The sequence below is a fragment of the Lutibacter sp. HS1-25 genome (assembly GCF_004121075.1).
Taxonomy (GTDB): domain Bacteria; phylum Bacteroidota; class Bacteroidia; order Flavobacteriales; family Flavobacteriaceae; genus Lutibacter.
The window spans coordinates 47601-70024 of the sequence record NZ_RHLN01000137.1 but is presented as its reverse complement, the minus strand read 5'-3'; the positions used below and the strand labels follow the sequence as shown (position 1 = coordinate 70024).

Below are 22424 nucleotides of genomic sequence, written 5' to 3'. Positions count from 1 at the left end.
AAATTTAAAAAAGTAACTTAATATTTTGGTAAGTATTACGTAAAGCTTCTTCAATTTCAGCTTCATTTTTAAAAACTACCTGAGTAATACCTTCTTCAATTTGAGGCTTTAATTCACCTGTATAATTGGTATTCATTAAAAACCAATGAGAAATTTTTAAAATTAATTTATGCTTTCTTTCAAAAATGTGATACGTTGTGTTTAATTGTCTTTCAATAATTAAATTTGTTATCCCACATTCTTCTTCTACTTCCCTAATTGCACAATTTTCAATAGTTTCAAAAGCTTCCAATTTACCTTTTGGCAAATCCCACTTATCAAATCTGTAAATAAACAACACTTCATTTTTGTTGTTAAAAACCTTTCCGCCAGCAGCTTCCTGAATTTCGAAATAAGATTGAAAAAGCGACCAACTATAGTTCAAATCGCTACAAATCAAACAAATACCTTCAGATTCAGAAGAAAAACATTTTTCAACTAACTGTACAATAGAAACATCCTCAAAATTAATCTTTACTAATTTTGTTGAAATATTCTTATTTTCTGTCAAAATTATTTGACAGTCATTCACAAAAACTTTATACATTTGCACTATGATAAAGAACAAAGATACAGCAAAAAAAACAGCTGAGCTTTTATTACAAATAAAAGCTATAAAATTACAACCTAACGATCCGTTTACTTGGGCATCTGGTTGGAAATCGCCTATTTATTGTGACAATAGAACAACACTCTCTTTTCCTCCTATTCGCAACTATTTGAGAGAAAATTTAGCTCAAATAATTGAAGAAGAATATGGCAAGCCAGACGTTATTGCTGGTGTTGCAACAGGAGCCATAGCTATTGGTGTTTTAGTTGCGCAAATGTTAAATGTGCCTTTTATTTATGTACGCCCTGAACCAAAATCTCACGGTAGAAAAAATCAGGTTGAAGGATTTTTAGATAAAAATAAAAATGTGGTTGTAGTTGAAGATTTAATTAGCACAGGTAAAAGCAGTTTAAATGCAGTAACAGCTTTAAAAGAAGCTGGTGCTAAAGTTTTAGGTATGGTTGCCATTTTTAATTATGGTTTTGAAGTTGCTGATGATAACTTTAAAAAAGCCAATGTTAAATTAACTACTTTAAGTGATTATGACCATTTATTAGAACAAACATTTGACAGCAATTATATTTCTGAAAGTGAATTAGAAACACTTAAAGAGTGGAGAAAAAATCCAGCTATTTGGAATCAATAAAAAAAGCATTATGAATTTAGAAACTAAAAAAACCGTTATTAACAAATCTCAAAAAGAGTTTTTTGAATTTTTAACAGATTTGAATAATTTTAAAGTTTTAATGCCTGAAAATACCGATAAATTTGAGGTTGATGGAGATTCTTTTTTATTTAGTTTAAAAGGTATGCCTGAAATTAGATTGGTTATTACTGAAAAACAAGAATTTGACAAAATAGTTTTAGGTGCTGCAAGTAGCAAATTAAATTTTAATTTAACTGTTGCAATTCAAGTAGTTACAGAAAATAGTTGTGAAGCTCAATTGCTATTTAAAGGCGATTTTAACCCTATGATGGCAATGATGGTTAAAAGTCCACTTCAAAAATTTATTGATACGTTAACAAACAACGCTTCAAAATTATAATAAGACAATTTATATTTTAACGATTCGCAAATTTAATTTCTTTCAAGTTAAATTTGCGAATCGTTTCATTTTCAAGCGCAACCATTAGCTGGCCTTCTTCAGAAATATCAACTATTTTCCCTAAAAAAATAACACCTTTATTATCTTCAAACATAGAAGGTGTTTGAAATTTATACAATGAAGCTATATACCTTTTTTTTAACTCAATAAAATCTTCATTTTCAATAAAATCAACAAAAAACTGAATAGATTTTATGATTTTATTTAGCAATTCGTCTTTATCAAAACAACTTCCAGCTATTTTATTTAATGACGTTACATTTTTAATATTTTCAGGAAACACAAGTTGATTTACATTTAAGCCAATACCAACAACAGCATACTTTAATGTAGAACCTCCTAACACATTTTCAATTAAAACACCCGCAATTTTATCATTGTCTGCCAAAATGTCGTTAGGCCATTTAATATAAAACGAACCATTAACAACCGATTTTAAAACTGTTTTAATACCCAATGCAACAGCCATACTTAAATAAAATTGCTGTGTAATTTCCAACTTAGAAAAACGTATTAAAGTGCTAAATGTCAGGTTTTTACCAATACCACTCTCCCAAACTGTTCCCATTTGCCCCCTACCTTCAAATTGATGTTCAGCAACAACAACTGTAAAATTTTCTAATTGTTTTATTTGCACCAATTTTCGCAAGTAAGAATTGGTAGAATCAATGGCATTAAGTTTGATAATATTCATAAAGAAAAGTGATATATTTGACAAAGTTACTTAAAACATTAATTATTATAAAAAAGTAATAACTTTGCAGCAAAATAAAAAAAATTTAATGACAAAAAAACATGTAAATGCAGATGACTTAATTGCTATCATACTAAAAGCAATTGATGATGTAAAAGGGGTAAATATTGAAATTTTAGATTTAAGAGAAATTGAAAATACGGTGTGCGATTATTTTATTGTTTGCACAGGTACTTCAAACACCCATGTAAATGCAATTTCTGCGATTATTCAAAAACAAGTTGGTAAATTAGCCAAAGAAAAAGCTTGGCATGTTGAAGGTGAAGGAAATGCTGAGTGGGTTTTGTTAGATTACATAAATGTTGTAGTTCATGTTTTTCAAAAACATATCCGCGAATACTATGATATTGAAAATTTGTGGGGAGATGCAAAAATCACTTCAATTCCAAGCACTAATTAAGCAAGCGTATTTTATAAACTTATTCAATCCTTATTAATGAAACAAGAAAAAAAGAATACACCAAATAAACCTACTTTAAAGGCTCCTAAATTTAATTTTTATTGGATTTACGGAATTATTTTCGCGCTATTTATTGGTTACCAATTGTATAATGGCGGAAGTATGTCTTCTAAAAATTTAAGCCAAAATGAATTTGAAAAAATTCTTTCGGAAAATGATATTGACAAAATATTAATTGTTAATAAGGATGTTGCAGATATTTTTATAAAAACAGAAGCTTTAGAAAAAGAGAATCATAAAAAAAATAAAGGTTCTTTATACACTGAAAATACACCAATGTATTATTATAATTTTGGTGATTTACAAAATTTCGAAAAAGAATTAAACACTCAAAAGGCTGAAAAATCTCTAGATTTTGATTTAAAATTTGAAGAAAAAACAAATTTAATAGATCAAATATTTATGTACTTACCATTTATTTTCTTAATTGGTTTGTGGATTTATTTTATGAGAAGAATGTCTGGCGGTGGTTCAGGTGGTGGTGGACAAATTTTTAGCATTGGAAAATCAAAAGCTAAATTGTTTGACGAAAATCAAAAAGTAAAAACATCATTTAAAGATGTAGCAGGTTTAGAAGGTGCAAAAGAAGAAGTTCAAGAAATTGTTGATTTCTTAAAAAGCCCTGAAAAATATACTTCATTGGGTGGTAAAATTCCTAAAGGTGCATTGTTAGTAGGACCTCCAGGAACAGGTAAAACTTTGTTAGCAAAAGCAGTAGCTGGTGAAGCTGGTGTACCATTTTTCTCACTTTCAGGTTCAGATTTTGTTGAGATGTTTGTTGGAGTTGGAGCATCTAGAGTTCGTGATTTATTTAAACAAGCACAACAAAAATCACCATCAATTATTTTTATTGATGAAATTGACGCTATTGGTCGTGCTCGTGGAAAAAACAATATGACAGGCGGAAATGACGAACGTGAAAACACCTTAAACCAATTACTAACAGAAATGGATGGTTTTGGTACAGATACAAATGTAATTGTGTTAGCTGCAACAAACAGAGCCGACGTATTAGATAAAGCATTGATGAGAGCTGGTAGATTTGACCGTCAAATTTATGTTGACTTACCAAATATTACAGAACGTGCTGAAATTTTTAAAGTACATATAAAGCCTTTAAAAATGCACAAAGATGTAGATTTACCATTTTTATCGCAACAAACACCTGGATTTTCGGGTGCAGATATTGCAAACCTTTGTAATGAAGCTGCTCTTATTGCCGCTCGTCAAGGTAAAAAAGCGGTACATCATCAAGATTTCTTAGACGCTGTTGATAGAATTGTTGGCGGTTTAGAAAAGAAAAATAAAATTATTTCGCCAAAAGAAAAGAAAACAATTGCTTTTCACGAGGCTGGTCATGCAACTGCAAGTTGGATGTTAGAACATGCCGCTCCTTTGGTAAAAGTTACTATTGTTCCTAGAGGACAAAGTTTAGGTGCTGCTTGGTATTTACCAGAAGAACGACAAATTGTACAAGCAGAACAAATGCTAGATGAAATGTGCGCAACCCTTGCTGGTAGAGCTGCAGAAAAAATCATGTTCGATAAAATTTCAACAGGTGCACTAAATGACCTTGAAAAAATAACACGTCAAGCAAGAGCTATGGTAACCGTTTATGGTTTAAATGATAAAATTGGAAACATAACCTATTACGATTCTTCTGGACAAGGTGATTATAATTTTACAAAACCTTATAGTGAAGAAACTGCCAAAGTTATTGATACTGAAATTTCAAAAATAATTGAAGAGCAATACCAAAGAGCTATTAAAATATTATCAGAAAATAAAGATAAATTGATAACTTTAGCTGAACTTTTACTTGAAAAAGAGGTTATATTTAAAAATGATTTAGAAGTTATTTTTGGAAAACGCCCATTTGCTGTTGAAGTTGCTGCTGCAGAAATTGATGTAAATACCGTTGAAGATACAGAAGAAACAACTAATATTGAAAATTCATCAAAAACAGATGAATAAATTGATATCTTTTTTATAATTTTGGATTTATTCAAAAAATATTAATGAGTTTTTTCAAAAAATTATTTAACACACCCAAAGAGGAGGAACCTAAAACAAATGATTTAGAGTTCGATAATTTACCACTTGATCAAATATTTGTAAACAAATTTATCAAGAATAATGGTAAATTTCTCTATTGCACAACATTAGAAGAAGTAACCAAGAATTTATCTGATATTATTCATGAAAATTCTTGGGAAACTGTTAGTTGTAATGATTATGATTTATTGAAACTTATTAAAACAATAAACGTTGAAACAACAAATAAATTCAGTAAAAAACATCCTCTTTTTTGCGGATGTGAGCATTTAATTTCTGAAAATGGCAGTATTTTATTTTCATCCAATCAATTAAAAGAATTTAAAATACCTGAATTGTCTGATGATTTTATCGTTTACGCAACTACTAGTCAGTTAGTTAAATCTAAAGGTGAAAGTTTAACAGGTATAAAGACACGATATCAAGGAAATATTCCTAGTAATATTAGTGCAATTAATAATTACAACCTTAACAGTGAAAGTCAAGATTTTATGAGTTATGGTAGTACAAATGCAAAAAACCTATATTTGCTTTTGTTTGAAGATTTATAATTTATGAAAAAACTTTCAAAACGTGCACTATCAGGATTGGTTTTTGTTAGTGTGTTAATATTTGCAATACTATTTAGTAAAATATCTTTTATTTCACTTTTTTTTGTCTTAATGATTTTTTGCTTGTACGAATTCCAAAAAATGATAAAATTAAAAAGTGTTTTCCCGTATTTAATAGGAACACAACTTTTTATTTTTGGAAATATTTTAAATGTAGAAGACCTCCCTTCAATTACAATTTATGAATACGTGGGTGTTTTATTGTTTTTAACCATATTTATATCTTTTGCATCTATACTATTGGCAAAAAAAGAAGACGTTATAAGTCATTTAGGTAAAATATTTTTAACTATTATTTACATCGTTGTACCATTTACATTAATGGTTCAAATACCATTTTTAAATACAGATTATAACTATGTAAACACAACCATTTTAGGTGTTTTTATATTAATTTGGACCAGTGATACTTTTGCTTTTTTAATTGGGAAAAATTTTGGAAAACATAAATTATTAGAACGTATTTCACCCAATAAAACAATAGAAGGTTTTATTGGCGGTATGGTTTTTACATTTATAGCTAGCTTTGTATTGGCTAAATTTTTCACAACACTATCTCTAGACAGATGGGTTGTAATTGCAGGTATAGTTAGTATATTTGGTGTATTAGGCGATTTGATAGAATCCATGTTTAAACGTCAGGCCGGTGTTAAAGACAGTAGTAATTTTATACCTGGACACGGTGGTTTTTTAGATAGGTTTGATAGTGTTATATTTGCAGCACCATTTATTTTTATTTATTTACAAGTAGCACAATAATTATGTTTCATAAAGAAGGTCGTAAAATTATTTTGGCAGCCACATTGTTGGTTGGTATTGGAATTATAGTTATCGATAAGTTTATTACGATTAACTGGGTTGGAAAAACTTTGGCAATTATTTTATTGCTATTTTATATTATAATTCTACAGTTTTTTAGAAACCCAAAAAGAAATACAGTTGTAAATAATAACCATATTATTGCACCTGTAGACGGAAAAGTTGTTGTAATTGAAGAAGTTTATGAAAAAGAATATTTTAAAGATCAAAGGCTTCAGGTTTCAATATTTATGTCTCCTATAAATGTTCATGTTACAAGATACCCTTTAAGTGGAAAAATAAATTACAGCAAATATCATCCTGGAAAATATTTAGTTGCTTGGCATCCAAAGGCTTCCGAAGAAAATGAACGAACTACCATTGTTGTTGAAAATGAAGTAAGTGGCGAAATTTTATATCGTCAAATTGCAGGAGCCCTCGCAAAACGTATTGTTAATTATGCAAAGCCAGAAATGCAAGTAATTCAAGGTACAGACGCTGGATTTATTAAATTTGGATCTAGAGTTGATTTATTTTTACCGCTTACAACTAAAGTTATTGTAAATTTGAACGACACTGTTAAAGGTGGTGAGCAAATTATAGCTACTTTATAGTAAAATAAAAAAATTGTAAGGTTTATGGACGAATTAGATAAAAAATTTGAAGAAGCCTATCAAATTGCATCTACAACTAGTATTAAACTACCTCCAGATGTAATGCTACAGTTTTATGCATATTATAAGCAAGCTACTAAAGGTAATAATTACAATTTATCTGTAGGCGCATCAGACGAACTAAGAAATGCTTTTAAATTAAATGCTTGGTTTCAATTAAATCATGTTTCAGAAAAAGAAGCTAAAAAAGAATACATTAAACTTGTTAATAAACATTTAAAAAATACTTAATTATGAAAAAAATATACCTATTAAGCTTATTAATTGTTGCATCATCAATAATTGTATCTTGTAAAGAAAACGTAAAAAAAGAAGAAACTTTAGAAAAAACTGCTGAAAAAAATTATGTAGTTGATATTAATACAACAACAATAAATTGGACAGCTTATAAAACCACAAGCAAGGTTCCTGTAAAAGGTAAATTTTCTACTTTTACTGTTGAAAATGTTACAAAAGCAAATTCAGCAAAAGAAGCTTTGGATAATTTAAAATTTAGTATTCCTGTAAACAGTTTAAGTACAAATGACACTATTAGAGATGCTAAACTAAAAAAATTCTTCTTTGGTAGTATGGAAAATACAGCTCAAATTACTGGGACTCTTCATATGGAAAATGAAACTGCTGGAAGCGCTGAAATAACCATGAATGGTGTTTCTCAACAATTGCCTATTACCTATGTTATTAGTGATCAAATGGTGAGTATTGAAGCTGTAATGGACTTAGATAATTGGAAAACTCAAACCGCTATTGAAGCTTTAAATTTAGTTTGTAAAGATTTGCATAAAGGTGAAGACGGTATTTCAAAAACCTGGAGCGAAGTTAAAATTGAAGTTGTTACTTATTTAAAAACTGAATAAGTAGAAACTTGTACTTTTAAATTCTAACCTTTCTAGTTCGTTTTTTCAACTTAAAAATTCGATCAACATAATACGCTTTTAGCTCATCAACAAAAGTTAATGGATTTTCATATTCTGTTAATACTTTGTATGTGTGCTTATTTTTGGTTTCAATTATCAATTGTTCTATTTCAGCAATTTCTTTTTCTAAATACTGATCTTTAAAATCAGTAGCATTTGCTGGTTTATAATTTATATTTTGAGAAAAAGCATTTCCACTACAAATATGAGCGTGATAATTGTATAACTTTTCCAAATTACCCGATTGGTAAATTTCTATTAGCTTAGCAGTTATTTCTGTTGCCAAACCAATTTTATCTTCTTGCATAGAAAATGTGTCTGGATGCGTAAATAACATGGCCTCTCTATACAAGCGTTTTCTCTCCTTTTGATCTTCAACAGAAGATTTTTCAGGTGCAGTTTTAGCTAAAACTTTTAAACTTTTAGATTCTTTGAATTTTTTTCCGCGCTTTTTTTGAGCTAGTCGTTTCTCTTTTTTGTCTCTTTGTAGTTGCTTATATAAGGCATTTAGTTCATGTTCTTCAATAATTTCATTTTCTAAATGCGAACGCAGCATTGTTTCAAAAGCTGTTATTTGGTTCTCAATAGCATTAAATTCCTGTTTTAAAATAACCAACCTTGCTTTTAGCTGTTCTTGGGTATTTTCATGATTTGTTATAGGAAAAATATCTTGGGACATTTTAATAAAATAGACACTTAAAAGACTTATGAAAATTTTGTATTAATACTCACCTAAACTTAATAAAACAAGTGAGCAAGACCTTTCAAAAGCAATGTTATTTGAAGTGAGAATTTTTTCAAGTTCCTCATTTTCAGCACCAGGATTAAAAATCACGCGCCTTGGTTTTAAACCTACAATATAATCGTAATAGGCTTTTTGATTATTTGCATTTAAATACAAATTTACCGTATCAATATCTTCAAATTTTTCAGGTGTTGTAACAATTTTCACACCTTTTACAATTGCTTCTTTTTTTCCAATGGCAACAACTTTAATATTATTATCTACCAACCTGTTAATTGCAATATTTGAATATTGACTTGGAGTTACGGATGCTCCCAAAACTAATGTTTTACTCATACCTTACTGTTTTAATTAGCTAATACAAAAATAAATTCAATCACTTTTATAAAACTCTTAAATATACAAAAAAGCTTCTAATTTTTTATATTAGAAGCTTTTAATTTAATTTAATATTACCACCTAATAACAACACTTCCCCAAGTAAATCCACTACCAAAAGCGGCCAAAACAACCAAATCATTGTCTTTAATTTTACCTAACTCCCAAGCTTCTGTAAGTGCTATAATTACTGAAGCTGCAGTTGTGTTTCCATATTTCATAATATTATTAAAAACCTGATCATCAGTTAATTTAAACTTATTTTGAATAAACTGAGAAATTCTTAAATTGGCCTGATGCGGTATTAACATGTCAATATCTGAAACATCTAAATTGTTGGTTTTTAAGCCTTCCATAATTACTTCTGAAAATCGAACAACAGCATGTTTAAATACAAAAGTTCCATTCATATAAGGGAAATACGATTCGTCACTAGCATCATTGGCTGCTAAAATTGCAGGAACCCAATGACGAATACTTGGTGCTAAAACAGTTAATTCTTCGGCATGTTTTCCTTCAGAATGTAAATGAGACGATAAAATTCCTCTAGTACTATCTTCAGATCTTGACAATACAGCTGCTCCTGCTCCATCACCAAAAATTACTGAAACACCTCTACCTCGCGTTGTTTTATCCAAGCCACCAGAATGAAACTCAGAACCAACAACCAATATGTTTTTATACATTCCCGTTTTAATAAACTGATCTGCAACAGACAATGCATAAACAAACCCCGAACATTGGTTGCGAACATCCAATGCACCAACAGTTCTCATATCTAGCATTTCTTGAATTTGCACACCACAACCTGGAAAATAATAATCTGGGCTCAATGTTGCAAATACAATAAAATCTATATCTTTTGGTGTTAATCCGGCTCTTTCAATGGCTATTTTAGCTGCTTTTGCACCCATTACAGCCGATGTATCTTCACTTCCTTCAGTAATCCATCTACGTTCCTGAATACCAGTTCTTTCTTGTATCCACTCATCGTTCGTATCAATTATTTTCGATAAATCGTCATTTGTCACAATATTATCTGGGACATAATATCCCAACCCTGTAATCCTCGAATTATACATACTTTTTAATTATAATTTATTAAATTCAAACTTACTAAAACCTTATTATATAACAGTTATTATTATGTTAATTCAGTGCCTTAATACACGATAACTGCAACGAAATATAGTAAAAATATTTATCATATCTTAATACATTTTAACAACCTCATCAAGTGATTTTCTGCAAATATCTGGAACATACATTTCTGCAGCTCCATAACCAACAGGTAACAACAAAAAAGCACGTTCGTTTTTTGGTCTATCCAATATTTTCTCTAAAAAACGCATAGGACTTGGGGTATGCGTTAAAGTTACTAACCCTGCATTGTGAATAGCTGAAATTAAAATTCCACAGGCCAAACCAACCGATTCATTTACATAATAATTTTGATGTTTATTACCGTTAGCATCAACTTCAAAAGGTCGCTTAAAAACAACGATTAAATATGGTGCTTTTTCTAAAAAAGGTTTGTTAGCGTCTGTTCCCAACTTTTTCAAATCTTCTAACCACGTTTCGCTCATCCTTTCATCATAACTTTTTCGTTCCTCTTCTTCAGCAGCCAATCTAATTTTTCTTTTAATTTCAGCATTTTTTACAACACAAAAAGTCCAAGGCTGCTTGTTAGCTCCTGATGGGGCTGTAGCGGCTGTTTTAATAATATTTTGAATAATTTCAATAGGAATTTCTTTATCTGAAAATTCACGTACAGAACGGCGCTTATGCATCAATTCAAAATAATTTTTACTACGCTCCATCATTTCATTTGCAGTATAAATAACAGGATTGTATTTTAAATGTTTAAAACCTTCAACTAAAATATAATTGTCTATTGCCATATTGTGCTTTTTTTCAGAATTTAAAAATACTAAAAACCAAGCAATCTTAATACACGAAAGATTGTCATTGCTAAATGTCATTATGTCACCTAAGCTAGTTTGGTATTTTTTTTGACTATACACTAATCATTAAACTAAAATTAAAAAAATATAAATATGACAACAGGAAGTATTAATGTAACGGCTGAAAATATTTTTCCAATTATTAAAAAATTCTTGTATTCTGATCACGAAATTTTTTTACGTGAATTAATTTCGAATGCAACAGACGCTACACTTAAATTAAAGCATTTATCTACTTTAGGTGAAGTTAAAGGAGATATTGGTTCTCCAATGATTGAAATTAAAATAGATAAAGAGAAAAAAGAAATTAGAATTATTGACCAAGGTATTGGTATGACTGGTGAAGAGGTTGAAAAATACATCAATCAGGTTGCTTTTTCTGGTGCTGAAGAATTTGTTGAAAAATACAAAGACAAAGTTGAAGACACCGGAATTATTGGTCATTTTGGTTTAGGTTTTTATTCTTCATTTATGGTTGCTCATAAAGTTGAAATTTACACAAAATCATTTCAAGAAGGCTCAAAAGCTGTAAGATGGGAATGTGACGGAAGTCCACAATATACTTTAGAAGAAACTGACAAAACCGAAAGAGGTTCTGAAATTGTTTTACATATTGACGACGATTCTTTAGAATTTTTAGAAGAAAGTAAAATTACTCAGTTACTAAGTAAATACAATAAATTTATGCCTATTCCAATTAAATTTGGAACGCGTGAACAAACTTTACCATTACCTGAAGGTGCTGCAGAAGATGCAAAACCAGAAAAAATTACAGTAGATAACATTATCAACAATCCAAATCCAGCTTGGACAAAAAAACCTGCAGATTTAACTGATGAGGATTACAGTACTTTTTACAGAGAATTGTATCCAATGCAGTTTGAAGACCCTTTATTTCACATTCATTTAAATGTAGATCATCCGTTTAACTTAACAGGAATTTTATATTTTCCTAAATTGAGTAAAAATTTAGATCCAACAAAAGACAAAATACAATTATATCAAAATCAAGTATTTGTTACTGATAATGTTGAAGGAATTGTACCTGACTTTTTACAAATGTTACGTGGAGTTATAGACTCACCAGATATTCCGTTAAACGTTTCTCGTTCTTATTTACAAGCTGATGGAGCTGTTAAAAAAATCTCTGGTTACATTACCAGAAAGGTAGCAGATAAATTAGTGAGCTTATTTAATAACGACAGAAAAGGTTTTGAAGAAAAATGGGATGATATCAAAGTTATTATTGAATACGGAATGCTTTCTGAAGATAAATTCTTTGAAAAATCTGACAAATTTGCATTGTACCCAACAGTTGATAAAACCTATTATACTTTTGCAGAATTAGAAGAAAAAATTAAACCTGCTCAAACTGATAAGGATGGTAATTTAATTATCTTATATGCTTCTAACGAAAAAGCGCAACACAGTTATATTGATGCTGCCAAAGAAAAAGGATACGAAGTATTGTTATTAGATTCTCCTATTGTTTCTCACTTTATTCAAAAATTAGAAGGAAGTAAAGAAAAAATTCAGTTTGTTCGTGTTGATGCTGATCATATCGACAACTTAATTAAAAAAGATGAAGATAAAATTAGTAAACTTTCAGACAAAGAAAAAGAAGAGTTAAAACCACTAATTGAAGAAATGATTCCAAAAGAAACATACACCGTTCAATTAGAAGCTATGGACTCTAATGCCAATCCGTTTATTATAACACAGCCAGAATTTATGCGTAGAATGAAAGAAATGCAGGCAACTGGTGGTGGTGGAATGATGGGATTTGGTAATTTTCCTGAAATGTACAACTTGGTTGTTAATACTAATAACGAATTGGTTGGTGAGATTTTAAATACTAAAACAAAGAAAAAACAAGAACGTTTAATTCAACAAGCTTTTGACTTAGCTAAACTATCTCAAGGCTTATTACAAGGTAAAGAATTAACCGACTTTATCAAACGTAGTTTTCAAATGGTAAAATAAGTTACCAAATCGTAAAAACTTTTCAAAAAACCACTGTTAACGCAGTGGTTTTTTTTGTTTAATGATTTTTGTCATTTTAATTTTTATGTACGTAAGGTAATTTTAATTAACCCCACCCAATTTTAACTACTTAAAACTTTCCATTTATGAAAACAAAATTACTTTTTTTAATATCGAGCTTTTTATGCTTGAATTTATTTTCTCAAACTTACTTAGTTAATGATAATTTTGAGGATGACGCTCTTGGTGTATTACCTGCCGGATGGGTGATTCGTTATAATGGAACTGGTAATGCCAATCAAAAGATAGTTGAATCTCCTGTAAAAAATGGAATTCATTCGTTTCAAGTTTCTGGTTCTAGCTGGGCTGCTAATATCAGTAAAAGTATTTCTGGCATACCCAATGAAGTAACTCTTGAAGGTTGGATAAGAGCCGAAAATGTTGCTACAGGAGGTAGATGTGGATTGGCACTTGGAAACCCTTCTTTTGGGACTTGGGGAACTTTTATTGCTAGAATTGAATTTTATAATGGTAATCTAATTACTTATTATCATACAGGCAACTCTGGAGGCTATGGCACACAATATGTTCTACAAGCTGCTACATCTCAAACTTGGTACCATGTTAAAATTGAAGCTAATAGAGTAACTAGCACATATAAAGTATATATTAATGGTGAATTAGCAAGTTCAAATACAACTGGAACAACAATTACACAGTTTCCTCTTTTAACAACTGTTCCACCTACTTCTGCAGAATTATATGGAAATAGTATGGTTTATTTTGATGATATCAAATTATATAAAACTACAAATTTAGCAGCCTACTACCCTTTTAACGGCAATGCAAATGATGAAAGTGGAAATGCTAACCACGGTACCGTAAATGGTGCAACATTAACTACTGATAGATTTGGAAATGAAAATAGCGCTTATGGTTTTGATGGAGCTTCAAATTATATTTCAATTGTTAACAATCCTCAAATAAATATTTCAAACGGTCAATCGTATACGGTTTCTTTTTGGTGCAAACACAATGCTCAAAATAATGGTGAATATTTAATTTCTAAATACAAAGGAACTTACGGAGAGCCTTCCTACGCCTTTGGTACTGGAACTTACGGCGATAGTTATAGCTGGTTTGAATTTACACCTTCTAACGGAATTGAAAACCGAGGGGCAGTAGATTTAAACGATAATAACTGGCATAATATTACTACCGTATTTAAAAGTGGTGAAAGTGTTAGTATTTATGTTGATGGCGTTTTAGACATATCCAATCCAACTACTTATACAGGAAGTATTATAAATACAAGAAATCTAACAATTGGGTGCGGATCAAACTTACGTCAATTTTATAATGGTAGTATTGATGATATAAAAATATATAACATTGCATTAAGTGCCAACGACATAATTGCAGAGTATAATAATACAACAGCAGGAATTAATGATTTTAAACAGTTAGAAACTAACTTTTATGTTTTTGAAAATGTTTTGTATTTCAAAAACAACCAAAATCTATCAGAAATTAAAACAATCGAAATTTTTAATTTAATGGGACAACAAATCTATAATACTTCAACAATTAAAAAAGAAATCCCTATTCAGCATTTACAAAAAGGCATTTATATTTTAAAAGTTGAAAATATTGAAGGATACTATTCAACTTTAAAATTTATCATCAATTAAACTTAAAGTTATGAAAACAAAAATATTTTTTTTAACATTCTTATTTAATGCTTTTTTTACTTTAAATGCACAAACAGGATTGACTTTTGATGGAACAAATGAATATATAGTTGGCACAAATAACTCATCACTTCAATTAACACAAGGCACTGTTGAAGCTTGGATAAAAACATCTGGAGCAGGAAACTCCTACAGAGCCATTATTGCAAAATCTTACAACTATGGAATTTTTCTAAATTACAATGAGCTAATTGCTTTTGAGTGGATTAGCGGTAGACTCATTAAAACTGGTGTAAATTTAGCTGATGGAATATGGCATCACGTAGCATTTACATTTGATGACGAAGTTACAAATGGTTCAAAATTATATGTAGATGGAGTTTCTGTTTTAACCTTCACATACAATGTAGCTAATTTTAATTATTCAATCGGTGTAGGAAATCAAACTACAAATACATTTCAACATTTTAATGGCGAAATTGACCAAGCTCGTGTATGGAATACTGTGAGAACAGATGCCGAAATATTAAATAACTACAACAAATGTTTAAACGGAGATGAAAGTAATTTAGTTATGCTTTGGCAATTTGAAGAAGGCACTGGAACAACTGTAACTGATTTATCTGGAAATGAAAATCACGGAACACTACAAAATATTTCAGACACTAACTGGGTTTCTGGTTATAACTGTAAACCTTCAGAACTTATAGCTCACTACCCTTTTAACGGCAATGCAAATGATGAAAGTGGAAATGCCAATCACGGTACCGTAAATGGAGCAACATTAACTACCGATAGATTTGGAAATGAAAATAGCGCTTATAGTTTTGATGGTAATGATGTAATAACCATAAACCATAACAACCTGTTAAATTTTGATAATGAATTAAGTATTTCTGTTTGGATAAAACCAAATGCACAGCAAAATGCAATGATTTTAGGAAAATCTAATTATAGCACTGCAACCAACTTTGTTTTAAGAACTCGTTCTAATAATTTTATAGAATATGCACATAAAACAAGAAATTTTTCGGATAATAATCCTTTAAATTTAGGAGAATGGAATCATATTGCTGTAATTTCTCATTCAACAGGTGAAAGAGAAATATTCATAAACAATCATTTAACATCATTCACTTCTCAATCTGATGTCTACGGTTTGGTATCAAATCCTATTACCATAGGAGCCGCATATCACTTTGGGTCTTATTTTGCCGAATTTTTTAATGGAGCTATTGATGATTTAAAAATATACAACAAAGCACTAACTGCTAACGAAGTTGCAGCTTTATACGATACTTCAACAGCAGGAATTGATGATTTTAAACAATTAGAAACTAATTTTTATGTTTTTGAAAATGTTTTGTATTTTAAAAAAACACAAAATATTTCTGAAATAAAATCTATTGAAGTATATAATTTATTGGGACAAAAAGCATTTAATACTTCAAAAATAACCCACAAAATTCATTTCAACAACTTACAAAAAGGCATTTATATTTTAAAAGTTGAAAACAATGAAGGTAAATTTTCAACCTCAAAATTTTTAATTAACAATTAAAATTCTTTTCATCAACTGGCAGTTTAACAAACAATTATAAAAGCTTCAATTAAATTTGAAGCTTTTTTTGTTATTTTTGGCTTTCGTTATTATATGCAAAAAAATACTGGCACTTTTATTGCTACTAAAAATGGTAAATTGGTAATTATGAATTTTCTCCTAAAACACAAAATAATGATACTTATAATTAGCCTTATAAGTATGTATTCATTTTCTCAAAGCACCACTACAAACCCAAAAGGTCTTGATGCTAATTATGGAGTAACAAATAATAACGGGCAATTAAAATCACCAAACCTCGACAATCAAAATGGTGCAACGCTTAAATCTGGCCAGTTAAATTCAAATACATCTAATAAAAAAACTTCATCAAATAATTTGAACCTTAATTTTGACAAACAGTTAAATGTTGATGCCGTTAACAACCAAATAAACAACTATACTTCAAATGTAAATCCTAATTTTTTAATGGAAAATCAGCCAGAAGACAAGGATATTATTGGCGTAAAATATTGGAACAATCAAGATATTACACATCAAAAATTAAAAAGCAATTTTAGCTTGGGTACAATAAAAAGTGCTACAAAAACTGTTAGAGTAGAATGTAGAGACTATAGTTTTGTTGATGGTGATATTATAAAAATATACTTAAATCAACAAGCTTTAGAAAACAATGTAGTTTTAAAAGCTGGAAATTATAGCGTCTATTTAGAGTTGGAAGAAGGCTATAATCGCGTAGATTTTCAGGCTCTAAACCAAGGGCTTTCTGGCCCAAATACTGCTGAACTTAGATTGTACGATGTAAATGGAAATTTAATTTCATCAAACGAATGGAATTTATTAACTGGTGAAACTGCTACTTTAGGCGTTATTTTTAAATAATAAAACAATGCTATTAGCTGCTTCAGGAATCATACTTCAAAATAAAAAAATACTTTTATTACAACGCTCTAATTACACCCAAATGTACGCTGGATGCTGGGGCTGCCCTGGCGGAAGAGCCGAAGCAAACGAAACTGCTGAAGAAAATGTAATTAGAGAAGTTAAAGAAGAATGCAACTTAGATTTTACACCTAAAAAAATCATCAAAATTGGAACTTGGCAAGAAAAAAAATTCTATCGGTTTTTAGGCGATTGGAGTGGCGAAATTAAAATTCAGGAAACTGAAGTTACAGACTACAATTGGTTTACTTTTAAACAGACACAACAATTACAACTTGCATTTGATTATAAAGAAATTGTTGAAATATTGCACAATCAAAGCTTACTTTAAACTTTAGATATCAAAATAATTCATTCTCATATTGTACCCAGTACCATTCAAAACATACGTTTGCAAAATTATGCACCTGGTATTTTTGATTTATTTATTCCATCAAACAGCGGCATTAAAAAAGCAATTAAAAAAGGACAATTTTTAATAAACGGAAATATTGCTGAAACAGGTACTTGGATAAATAGCGGTCAAGTTATAGAATTGATTGAAGACCCAAACAACAAGCCTAAAGTTTATAAATTTGACATAGAAGTTATTTTTGAAGATGAACACGTTGCTGCTATTAACAAACCTGCAGGAATTATTGTTAGCGGCAATACTTTTAAAACAATTTTTAGTGCTTTACCTCATAATTTAAAAAAAAGCAATGAACCCGATGCTTTGTTATTACCAACACCTGTTCACAGACTAGACAATCAAACCTCTGGAATATTGTTAATTGCTAAAACCAAAACTGCTCAAATTGAACTTGGTAAACAATTTAGTAACAAAACCATTCAAAAAACATACAGTACCATTGTTGTTGGGATGGTAGAAACCAATCTAACTATTAAAACACCTATTGAAGATAAACCTTCTGAAACTAGTTTTGAAATTTTAGAAGTTTTCAATTCTTTAAAACACAAAAAATTATCTTTTTTAAAAGTTAGTCCAAAAACAGGAAGAACACACCAAATACGCATTCATTTAGCTTCCATAAATTACCCAATTTTAGGTGATAAATTGTATGGAAATCCTGAAACAATTCATAAAGGAAAAGGCTTGTTTTTAGCCGCTACTGAAGTAAAATTTCTTCATCCAAAAACTTTTGAAAATGTAGTAATAAAAATAGAAGTTCCACAAAAATTTACTTCACTTATCAAACGAGAAAAAAGACGATGGGATACTTATAATGAAGAATCTTAAAATTAAAAAATTAATAGTCTAAAACCTGAAGCTATACAAAAGTTCAAAATATTTAACTTATTTACCTCCTACTTTCAACAACAAACTTTCAAGTTGAGACTTTAAAAAATTTCAATTCAATAAACTATCTTTGCATAAAAATACACAAAATGAATTTAAATCTGATTCCAAATATCAAACATACCGATAGTAATAACTTTTTTTTATTAGCTGGACCTTGTGCCATTGAAGGCGAAGAAATGGCTTTACGCATTGCTGAACATATTTTAAAAGTAACTGACAAGCTAGAAATTCCGTTTATTTTTAAAGGAAGTTTTAAAAAAGCAAACAGAAGTAGAATTGATAGTTTCTCTGGAATTGGAGACGAAAAAGCTTTAAAAATATTAAAAAAGGTTTCTGAAACTTTTAATGTTCCAACAGTAACAGACATTCATACCAATGAAGATGCTGCAATTGCTGCTCAATATGTTGATGTGTTACAAATTCCTGCTTTTTTAGTTCGTCAAACCGATTTGGTTGTGGCTGCTGCAAAAACGGGCAAAGTTGTAAACTTAAAAAAAGGACAATTTATGAGTCCGGCAGCCATGAAACACGCTGTACAAAAAGTAAAAGATTGTGGTAATGAAAAAGCTTGGATAACCGATAGAGGCACTATGTTTGGTTACCAAGATATGATTGTTGATTTTAGAGGTATCCCTGTAATGCAACAATATGCTCCAACGGTTTTAGACATTACACACTCGCTACAACAACCAAATCAAGAAAGTGGTGTTACTGGTGGAAAACCTGAGTTGATTGAAACCATTGCTAGAGCCGGAATTGCAGTTGGTGTAGATGGTTTATTTTTAGAAACACATTTTGATCCAGCAAACGCAAAAAGCGACGGCGCTAACATGTTAGATTTAAAACATTTAGAAGGCTTATTGACTCGTTTAGTTGCAATTAGAAAAACAATAAATACGTTTTAAATAATTGATAATTGATAATTGATAATTGATAATTGATAATTGATAATTGATAATTGATAATTGATAATTGATAATTGATAATTGATAATTGATAATTGATAATTGATAATTGATAATTGATAAAAAAATCCCCTAAGAAATTTAATTCTTAGGGGATTTTTTATATTAACATTGAACTTTAAAATTTATCCACATTTGGTATCTCCACAGTTTTTACACTTTAAACAACCCTCTTCATAAATCAACCCCTCTGGATCACCACATACATTACATTTTTTATCTGCAGCTTGCGTACCATCTAACACAAATTGTTTTAAGGTACGTGCAATACCATTTTTCCAAGTATTGATATTGGTATCGTACATATTTAAGTTATTTACCAAATCAACTACATAAGGTATTGGCATTCCATGACGTAACACCCCAGATATTAATTTAGCATAATTCCAATATTCTTTATCAAAAGTTCTAGACAAACCTTCCATAGTTACTTTATAACCTTGTTTATCTGCAAATTGAAAATCGTATCTTGTATTTCCTTCTTCATCTTTATTTTTAATAACCCAACCTTCTTCTAACCAAGTTGGTAATAAAAATGCATCTTCTAATTTTCCTGTAAATATTTCGTAAGGTCTTTTATTAATCAAACCAACAACAGCTACCCATTTGTCGTAATCATTTTGAAAACGAACTACTTTTGCTTCAATTTTCTTTGGTCTTTTAGGGAAAATAGTTTCAGCAAAACAATCGCCAAGTTTTTTCTCTTTTGTTTTTTCGTCACTTGCAACTAAAATTCCACTACGAGAACCATCTCTATAAACTGTAATTCCTTTTAAGCCTTGTTTCCATGACTCAATATAAATATCCCCAACCAAATCAACAGTTACATCACTTGCCAAATTAATTGTTGAACTAATTGAATGTGTTGTGTATTTTTGAACCATAGCCTGCATTTCAACACGTTTCATCCAGTCTATTTCTGGAGCAGTTGCACCTGCATACGGACTTTCATTGATATCAGTTTTTCCTGTAACTTCCATCCATTGTTTTAATTTTGGATGATATACTTCAAACTCTTCAAAAGCATCTCCCATATCATCAACATACGCTATTTTAGCATTTGGATCATCTTGATTTACTTTTCTTCTTCGTTTATAAGACAATAAGAAAACTGGCTCAATTCCTGAAGAAGTTTGCGCCAACATGCTTAAACTTCCTGTTGGAGCAACTGTACTGATTGAAATATTTCTTCTACCGTATACCATCATTCTTTTATAAACATCAGGAAACTCTTTTTCCATCATTTGTACAAACTCAGAATATTTTTCAATATCAGCATTAAATACTTCAAATTTACCACGAGTAATTGCCATATCTATACTACTATCAAACTCACCTCTAAGTTTGGTTTTCATAATTTCATCAATTACTTCCAACGAATCATCGGTATCGAATTTTTTACCCAAAGCTGCCATCGCATCAGCTAAAGCAGTAAAACCTAAACCTGTTCTTCTACCTTTTTTACCTGTTTTATATAACAATTTCCAAGTATCAATTTCAACTTGTTTAATGCTATCAGGTTCTTTATCGTGCATTATTTTATTAAAAATTTTATCTACAGCCTCTAGCTCTAAATCTACTAAATCGTCCATTAAACGTTGTGATTCATACACTACTTTGTAGAATTTTTCAAAATCAAAAGATGCATTTTCAGCAAAAGGATTGTTTACAAAACTGTATAAATTAATTGCAATTAAACGACAGCTATCACCACCTTGCATTGCAATTTCTGAACAAGGATTTGTTGAACTATTTTTAAATCCAGGATAAATTGAAGATGTTGAATAATAATGTTGACGATCCCAAAAAATTAGACCCGGTTCAGCTGTATTGTGAGCACATTTAATAATTGTTTCCCACAATTCTTTTGCTTTAATTGTTTTGGTATAAGTTGGTTTTTTACTATCAACTGGCCAACGTAGGGTATAATCTTCATCATTTACAACAGCCATCATAAATTCATCAGACAAACGCAAACTAATATTAGCACCTGTTACTTTTGACAAATCTTGCTTAACTGTTACAAACTCTTCAACATCAGGATGAGCAATATCCATTGTTAACATTAAAGCTCCTCTTCTACCATTTTGAGCAACTTCACGCGTGGTATTTGAAAAACGATCCATAAATGAAACCGCCCCAGTAGTTGAACCTGCAGAATTAGAAACTTGCGCGCCACGTGGACGTAAATTTGATAAATCTACCCCAACACCACAACGGCGTTTAAATAATTGTGCCAATTGCTCATCTGTATGAAAAATACCTCCGTAAGAATCATACACTGGTGGAATTACCACACAGTTTGATAATGATGCAATTACATTGTTGTTTCCTAAAGAAGACATTACACTTCCTTGAGGAATGATATATTTAAAATCTTTAAACAAATCATAAATCTTATCTTCTGATAAAAATTTACGATTCTTACCATAATCAGACAGTCCTTCTACACTTAATTCTTTCCCTTCATAATGCTTTTCAATACGACCAAACTCTTTGGCCATTCTTTTATGCATTTGATCAGGTGTAGCTTCTAAATACTCTCCCTTTTTAGTTTTTACCGCATATTTATTCATCCAAGTGGTCGCAGCTAACTCATCACCTTTAAAATAAGCTAAACAACTCTCTAACACCTCATTATAATCGTAAATTTTCGGAAACACTAACTCTTCTGTCATTTTTAATTGGTTTATAATTGATTAATTTTTCAAAAAATAAAATTATTGAATATTTAAAACCGAATCGTCTTTTACACCAATTAATAATTAACATTTTGATGTTGAAAAGTTATTCAACTTTTTTTAATTATTTTCTTGCTACTTCAAATAAGTAATTCTTAAATTTAGAAGTCAAACTTTCAGCTACTTTTATTTTAAAATATTTTAGCAATTATCTTTTAGATATATTGTTTATAAACCTATAAATACA

The 22424-nt window shown here is 30.0% G+C and carries 23 protein-coding genes; 16 read left to right on the top strand and 7 right to left on the bottom strand.

Going from position 1 to position 22424, the window contains the following annotated elements; translation table 11 throughout:
• Positions 1–4: 4 nt before the first annotated feature.
• The gene (locus EC396_RS13755) at positions 5–550 is read right to left on the bottom strand and encodes an NUDIX hydrolase (protein WP_240665712.1); all 546 of its coding nucleotides are present in this window, start codon (positions 548–550) and stop codon (positions 5–7) included.
• A gap of 43 nt (positions 551–593) precedes the next feature.
• Between EC396_RS13755 and pyrE the strand changes: the two genes are divergently transcribed.
• Together pyrE and EC396_RS13745 are read left to right on the top strand one after the other, a co-directional pair.
• A complete protein-coding gene (gene pyrE / locus EC396_RS13750) occupies positions 594–1235 on the top strand; it encodes an orotate phosphoribosyltransferase (RefSeq protein ID WP_129367169.1) in 642 nt (213 codons plus the stop codon).
• Positions 1236–1245: 10 nt separating this feature from the next.
• A complete protein-coding gene (locus EC396_RS13745; RefSeq protein ID WP_129367168.1) occupies positions 1246–1635 on the top strand; it encodes an SRPBCC family protein in 390 nt (129 codons plus the stop codon).
• Positions 1636–1651: 16 nt separating this feature from the next.
• Here EC396_RS13745 and EC396_RS13740 read toward each other — a convergent pair whose 3' ends face one another.
• Entirely contained in the window at positions 1652–2389 is a 738-nt protein-coding gene (locus EC396_RS13740) for a biotin--[acetyl-CoA-carboxylase] ligase (RefSeq protein WP_129367167.1), read from the bottom strand.
• A gap of 88 nt (positions 2390–2477) precedes the next feature.
• Between EC396_RS13740 and rsfS the strand changes: the two genes are divergently transcribed.
• From rsfS to EC396_RS13705, 7 genes are read left to right on the top strand one after another with little or no spacing between them, the layout of a single operon-like run.
• On the top strand, positions 2478–2849 hold the full coding sequence (gene rsfS, locus EC396_RS13735; protein WP_129367166.1) for a ribosome silencing factor: 372 nt from the start codon (positions 2478–2480) through the stop codon (positions 2847–2849).
• A 36-nt stretch (positions 2850–2885) separates the two neighbouring features.
• Positions 2886–4883, top strand: a complete 1998-nt coding sequence (gene ftsH, locus EC396_RS13730) for an ATP-dependent zinc metalloprotease FtsH (protein ID WP_129367165.1) — start codon at positions 2886–2888, stop codon at positions 4881–4883.
• A 44-nt stretch (positions 4884–4927) separates the two neighbouring features.
• The gene (locus EC396_RS13725; protein ID WP_129367164.1) at positions 4928–5515 is read left to right on the top strand and encodes a hypothetical protein; all 588 of its coding nucleotides are present in this window, start codon (positions 4928–4930) and stop codon (positions 5513–5515) included.
• Positions 5516–5518: 3 nt separating this feature from the next.
• On the top strand, positions 5519–6334 hold the full coding sequence (locus EC396_RS13720) for a phosphatidate cytidylyltransferase (protein ID WP_129367163.1): 816 nt from the start codon (positions 5519–5521) through the stop codon (positions 6332–6334).
• A gap of 2 nt (positions 6335–6336) precedes the next feature.
• Positions 6337–6987 carry a phosphatidylserine decarboxylase family protein gene (locus tag EC396_RS13715; protein ID WP_129367162.1) on the top strand — a complete coding sequence of 217 codons (651 nt, stop codon included), beginning with the start codon at positions 6337–6339 and terminating at the stop codon, positions 6985–6987.
• Positions 6988–7011: 24 nt separating this feature from the next.
• Complete coding sequence (locus tag EC396_RS13710) at positions 7012–7278, top strand: acyl-CoA-binding protein (protein WP_129367161.1); 267 nt, start codon at positions 7012–7014, stop codon at positions 7276–7278.
• A 2-nt stretch (positions 7279–7280) separates the two neighbouring features.
• Positions 7281–7904, top strand: a complete 624-nt coding sequence (locus EC396_RS13705) for a YceI family protein (protein WP_129367160.1) — start codon at positions 7281–7283, stop codon at positions 7902–7904.
• Positions 7905–7920: 16 nt separating this feature from the next.
• Here the strand turns inward: EC396_RS13705 and EC396_RS13700 are convergent, their stop codons facing one another.
• The 4 genes from EC396_RS13700 to EC396_RS13685 form a co-directional block, all read right to left on the bottom strand.
• Positions 7921–8643, bottom strand: coding sequence for a hypothetical protein (locus EC396_RS13700; RefSeq protein ID WP_129367159.1), 723 nt, complete (start codon positions 8641–8643; stop codon positions 7921–7923).
• 42 nt (positions 8644–8685) lie between these two features.
• Complete coding sequence (locus tag EC396_RS13695; protein WP_129367158.1) at positions 8686–9045, bottom strand: CoA-binding protein; 360 nt, start codon at positions 9043–9045, stop codon at positions 8686–8688.
• Between the two features lie 116 nt (positions 9046–9161).
• Positions 9162–10169, bottom strand: a complete 1008-nt coding sequence (locus tag EC396_RS13690) for a 3-oxoacyl-ACP synthase III family protein (protein WP_129367157.1) — start codon at positions 10167–10169, stop codon at positions 9162–9164.
• A 129-nt stretch (positions 10170–10298) separates the two neighbouring features.
• Positions 10299–10988, bottom strand: coding sequence for a nitroreductase family protein (locus EC396_RS13685; RefSeq protein ID WP_129367156.1), 690 nt, complete (start codon positions 10986–10988; stop codon positions 10299–10301).
• A gap of 156 nt (positions 10989–11144) precedes the next feature.
• Between EC396_RS13685 and htpG the strand changes: the two genes are divergently transcribed.
• The 7 genes from htpG to kdsA all read left to right on the top strand — a co-directional run bounded on the left by htpG (position 11145) and on the right by kdsA (position 19436).
• The gene (gene htpG / locus EC396_RS13680) at positions 11145–13034 is read left to right on the top strand and encodes a molecular chaperone HtpG (protein WP_129367155.1); all 1890 of its coding nucleotides are present in this window, start codon (positions 11145–11147) and stop codon (positions 13032–13034) included.
• 146 nt (positions 13035–13180) lie between these two features.
• Positions 13181–14725, top strand: a complete 1545-nt coding sequence (locus tag EC396_RS13675; protein ID WP_129367154.1) for a LamG-like jellyroll fold domain-containing protein — start codon at positions 13181–13183, stop codon at positions 14723–14725.
• 10 nt (positions 14726–14735) lie between these two features.
• On the top strand, positions 14736–16286 hold the full coding sequence (locus EC396_RS13670; RefSeq protein WP_129367153.1) for a LamG-like jellyroll fold domain-containing protein: 1551 nt from the start codon (positions 14736–14738) through the stop codon (positions 16284–16286).
• 174 nt (positions 16287–16460) lie between these two features.
• The gene (locus tag EC396_RS13665) at positions 16461–17168 is read left to right on the top strand and encodes a hypothetical protein (protein ID WP_129367152.1); all 708 of its coding nucleotides are present in this window, start codon (positions 16461–16463) and stop codon (positions 17166–17168) included.
• A gap of 7 nt (positions 17169–17175) precedes the next feature.
• Positions 17176–17559, top strand: a complete 384-nt coding sequence (locus tag EC396_RS13660; RefSeq protein WP_129367151.1) for an NUDIX hydrolase — start codon at positions 17176–17178, stop codon at positions 17557–17559.
• Positions 17560–17619: 60 nt separating this feature from the next.
• Positions 17620–18468: an RluA family pseudouridine synthase gene (locus EC396_RS13655; protein ID WP_240665710.1), complete on the top strand. Its 849-nt coding sequence runs from the start codon at positions 17620–17622 to the stop codon at positions 18466–18468.
• Positions 18469–18617: 149 nt separating this feature from the next.
• Positions 18618–19436 (top strand): 3-deoxy-8-phosphooctulonate synthase, encoded by an 819-nt coding sequence (gene kdsA / locus EC396_RS13650; protein ID WP_129367149.1) that lies wholly within the window; start codon positions 18618–18620, stop codon positions 19434–19436.
• Between the two features lie 185 nt (positions 19437–19621).
• Here the strand turns inward: kdsA and EC396_RS13645 are convergent, their stop codons facing one another.
• Positions 19622–22174, bottom strand: coding sequence for an adenosylcobalamin-dependent ribonucleoside-diphosphate reductase (locus tag EC396_RS13645; RefSeq protein ID WP_129367148.1), 2553 nt, complete (start codon positions 22172–22174; stop codon positions 19622–19624).
• Between the last annotated feature and the right edge of the window lie 250 nt (positions 22175–22424).

Bases quoted from the DNA above. Each gene is read 5' to 3' on its own strand.
- pyrE (WP_129367169.1), top strand. From the start codon at position 594: ATGATAAAGAACAAAGATACAGCAAAAAAAACAGCTGAGCTTTTATTA.
- EC396_RS13745 (WP_129367168.1), top strand. From the start codon at position 1,246: ATGAATTTAGAAACTAAAAAAACCGTTATTAACAAATCTCAAAAAGAG.
- EC396_RS13740 (WP_129367167.1), bottom strand. From the start codon at position 2,389: ATGAATATTATCAAACTTAATGCCATTGATTCTACCAATTCTTACTTG.
- rsfS (WP_129367166.1), top strand. From the start codon at position 2,478: ATGACAAAAAAACATGTAAATGCAGATGACTTAATTGCTATCATACTA.
- ftsH (WP_129367165.1), top strand. From the start codon at position 2,886: ATGAAACAAGAAAAAAAGAATACACCAAATAAACCTACTTTAAAGGCT.
- EC396_RS13725 (WP_129367164.1), top strand. From the start codon at position 4,928: ATGAGTTTTTTCAAAAAATTATTTAACACACCCAAAGAGGAGGAACCT.
- EC396_RS13720 (WP_129367163.1), top strand. From the start codon at position 5,519: ATGAAAAAACTTTCAAAACGTGCACTATCAGGATTGGTTTTTGTTAGT.
- EC396_RS13715 (WP_129367162.1), top strand. From the start codon at position 6,337: ATGTTTCATAAAGAAGGTCGTAAAATTATTTTGGCAGCCACATTGTTG.
- EC396_RS13710 (WP_129367161.1), top strand. From the start codon at position 7,012: ATGGACGAATTAGATAAAAAATTTGAAGAAGCCTATCAAATTGCATCT.
- EC396_RS13705 (WP_129367160.1), top strand. From the start codon at position 7,281: ATGAAAAAAATATACCTATTAAGCTTATTAATTGTTGCATCATCAATA.
- EC396_RS13700 (WP_129367159.1), bottom strand. From the start codon at position 8,643: ATGTCCCAAGATATTTTTCCTATAACAAATCATGAAAATACCCAAGAA.
- EC396_RS13695 (WP_129367158.1), bottom strand. From the start codon at position 9,045: ATGAGTAAAACATTAGTTTTGGGAGCATCCGTAACTCCAAGTCAATAT.
- EC396_RS13690 (WP_129367157.1), bottom strand. From the start codon at position 10,169: ATGTATAATTCGAGGATTACAGGGTTGGGATATTATGTCCCAGATAAT.
- EC396_RS13685 (WP_129367156.1), bottom strand. From the start codon at position 10,988: ATGGCAATAGACAATTATATTTTAGTTGAAGGTTTTAAACATTTAAAA.
- htpG (WP_129367155.1), top strand. From the start codon at position 11,145: ATGACAACAGGAAGTATTAATGTAACGGCTGAAAATATTTTTCCAATT.
- EC396_RS13675 (WP_129367154.1), top strand. From the start codon at position 13,181: ATGAAAACAAAATTACTTTTTTTAATATCGAGCTTTTTATGCTTGAAT.
- EC396_RS13670 (WP_129367153.1), top strand. From the start codon at position 14,736: ATGAAAACAAAAATATTTTTTTTAACATTCTTATTTAATGCTTTTTTT.
- EC396_RS13665 (WP_129367152.1), top strand. From the start codon at position 16,461: ATGATACTTATAATTAGCCTTATAAGTATGTATTCATTTTCTCAAAGC.
- EC396_RS13660 (WP_129367151.1), top strand. From the start codon at position 17,176: ATGCTATTAGCTGCTTCAGGAATCATACTTCAAAATAAAAAAATACTT.
- kdsA (WP_129367149.1), top strand. From the start codon at position 18,618: ATGAATTTAAATCTGATTCCAAATATCAAACATACCGATAGTAATAAC.
- EC396_RS13645 (WP_129367148.1), bottom strand. From the start codon at position 22,174: ATGACAGAAGAGTTAGTGTTTCCGAAAATTTACGATTATAATGAGGTG.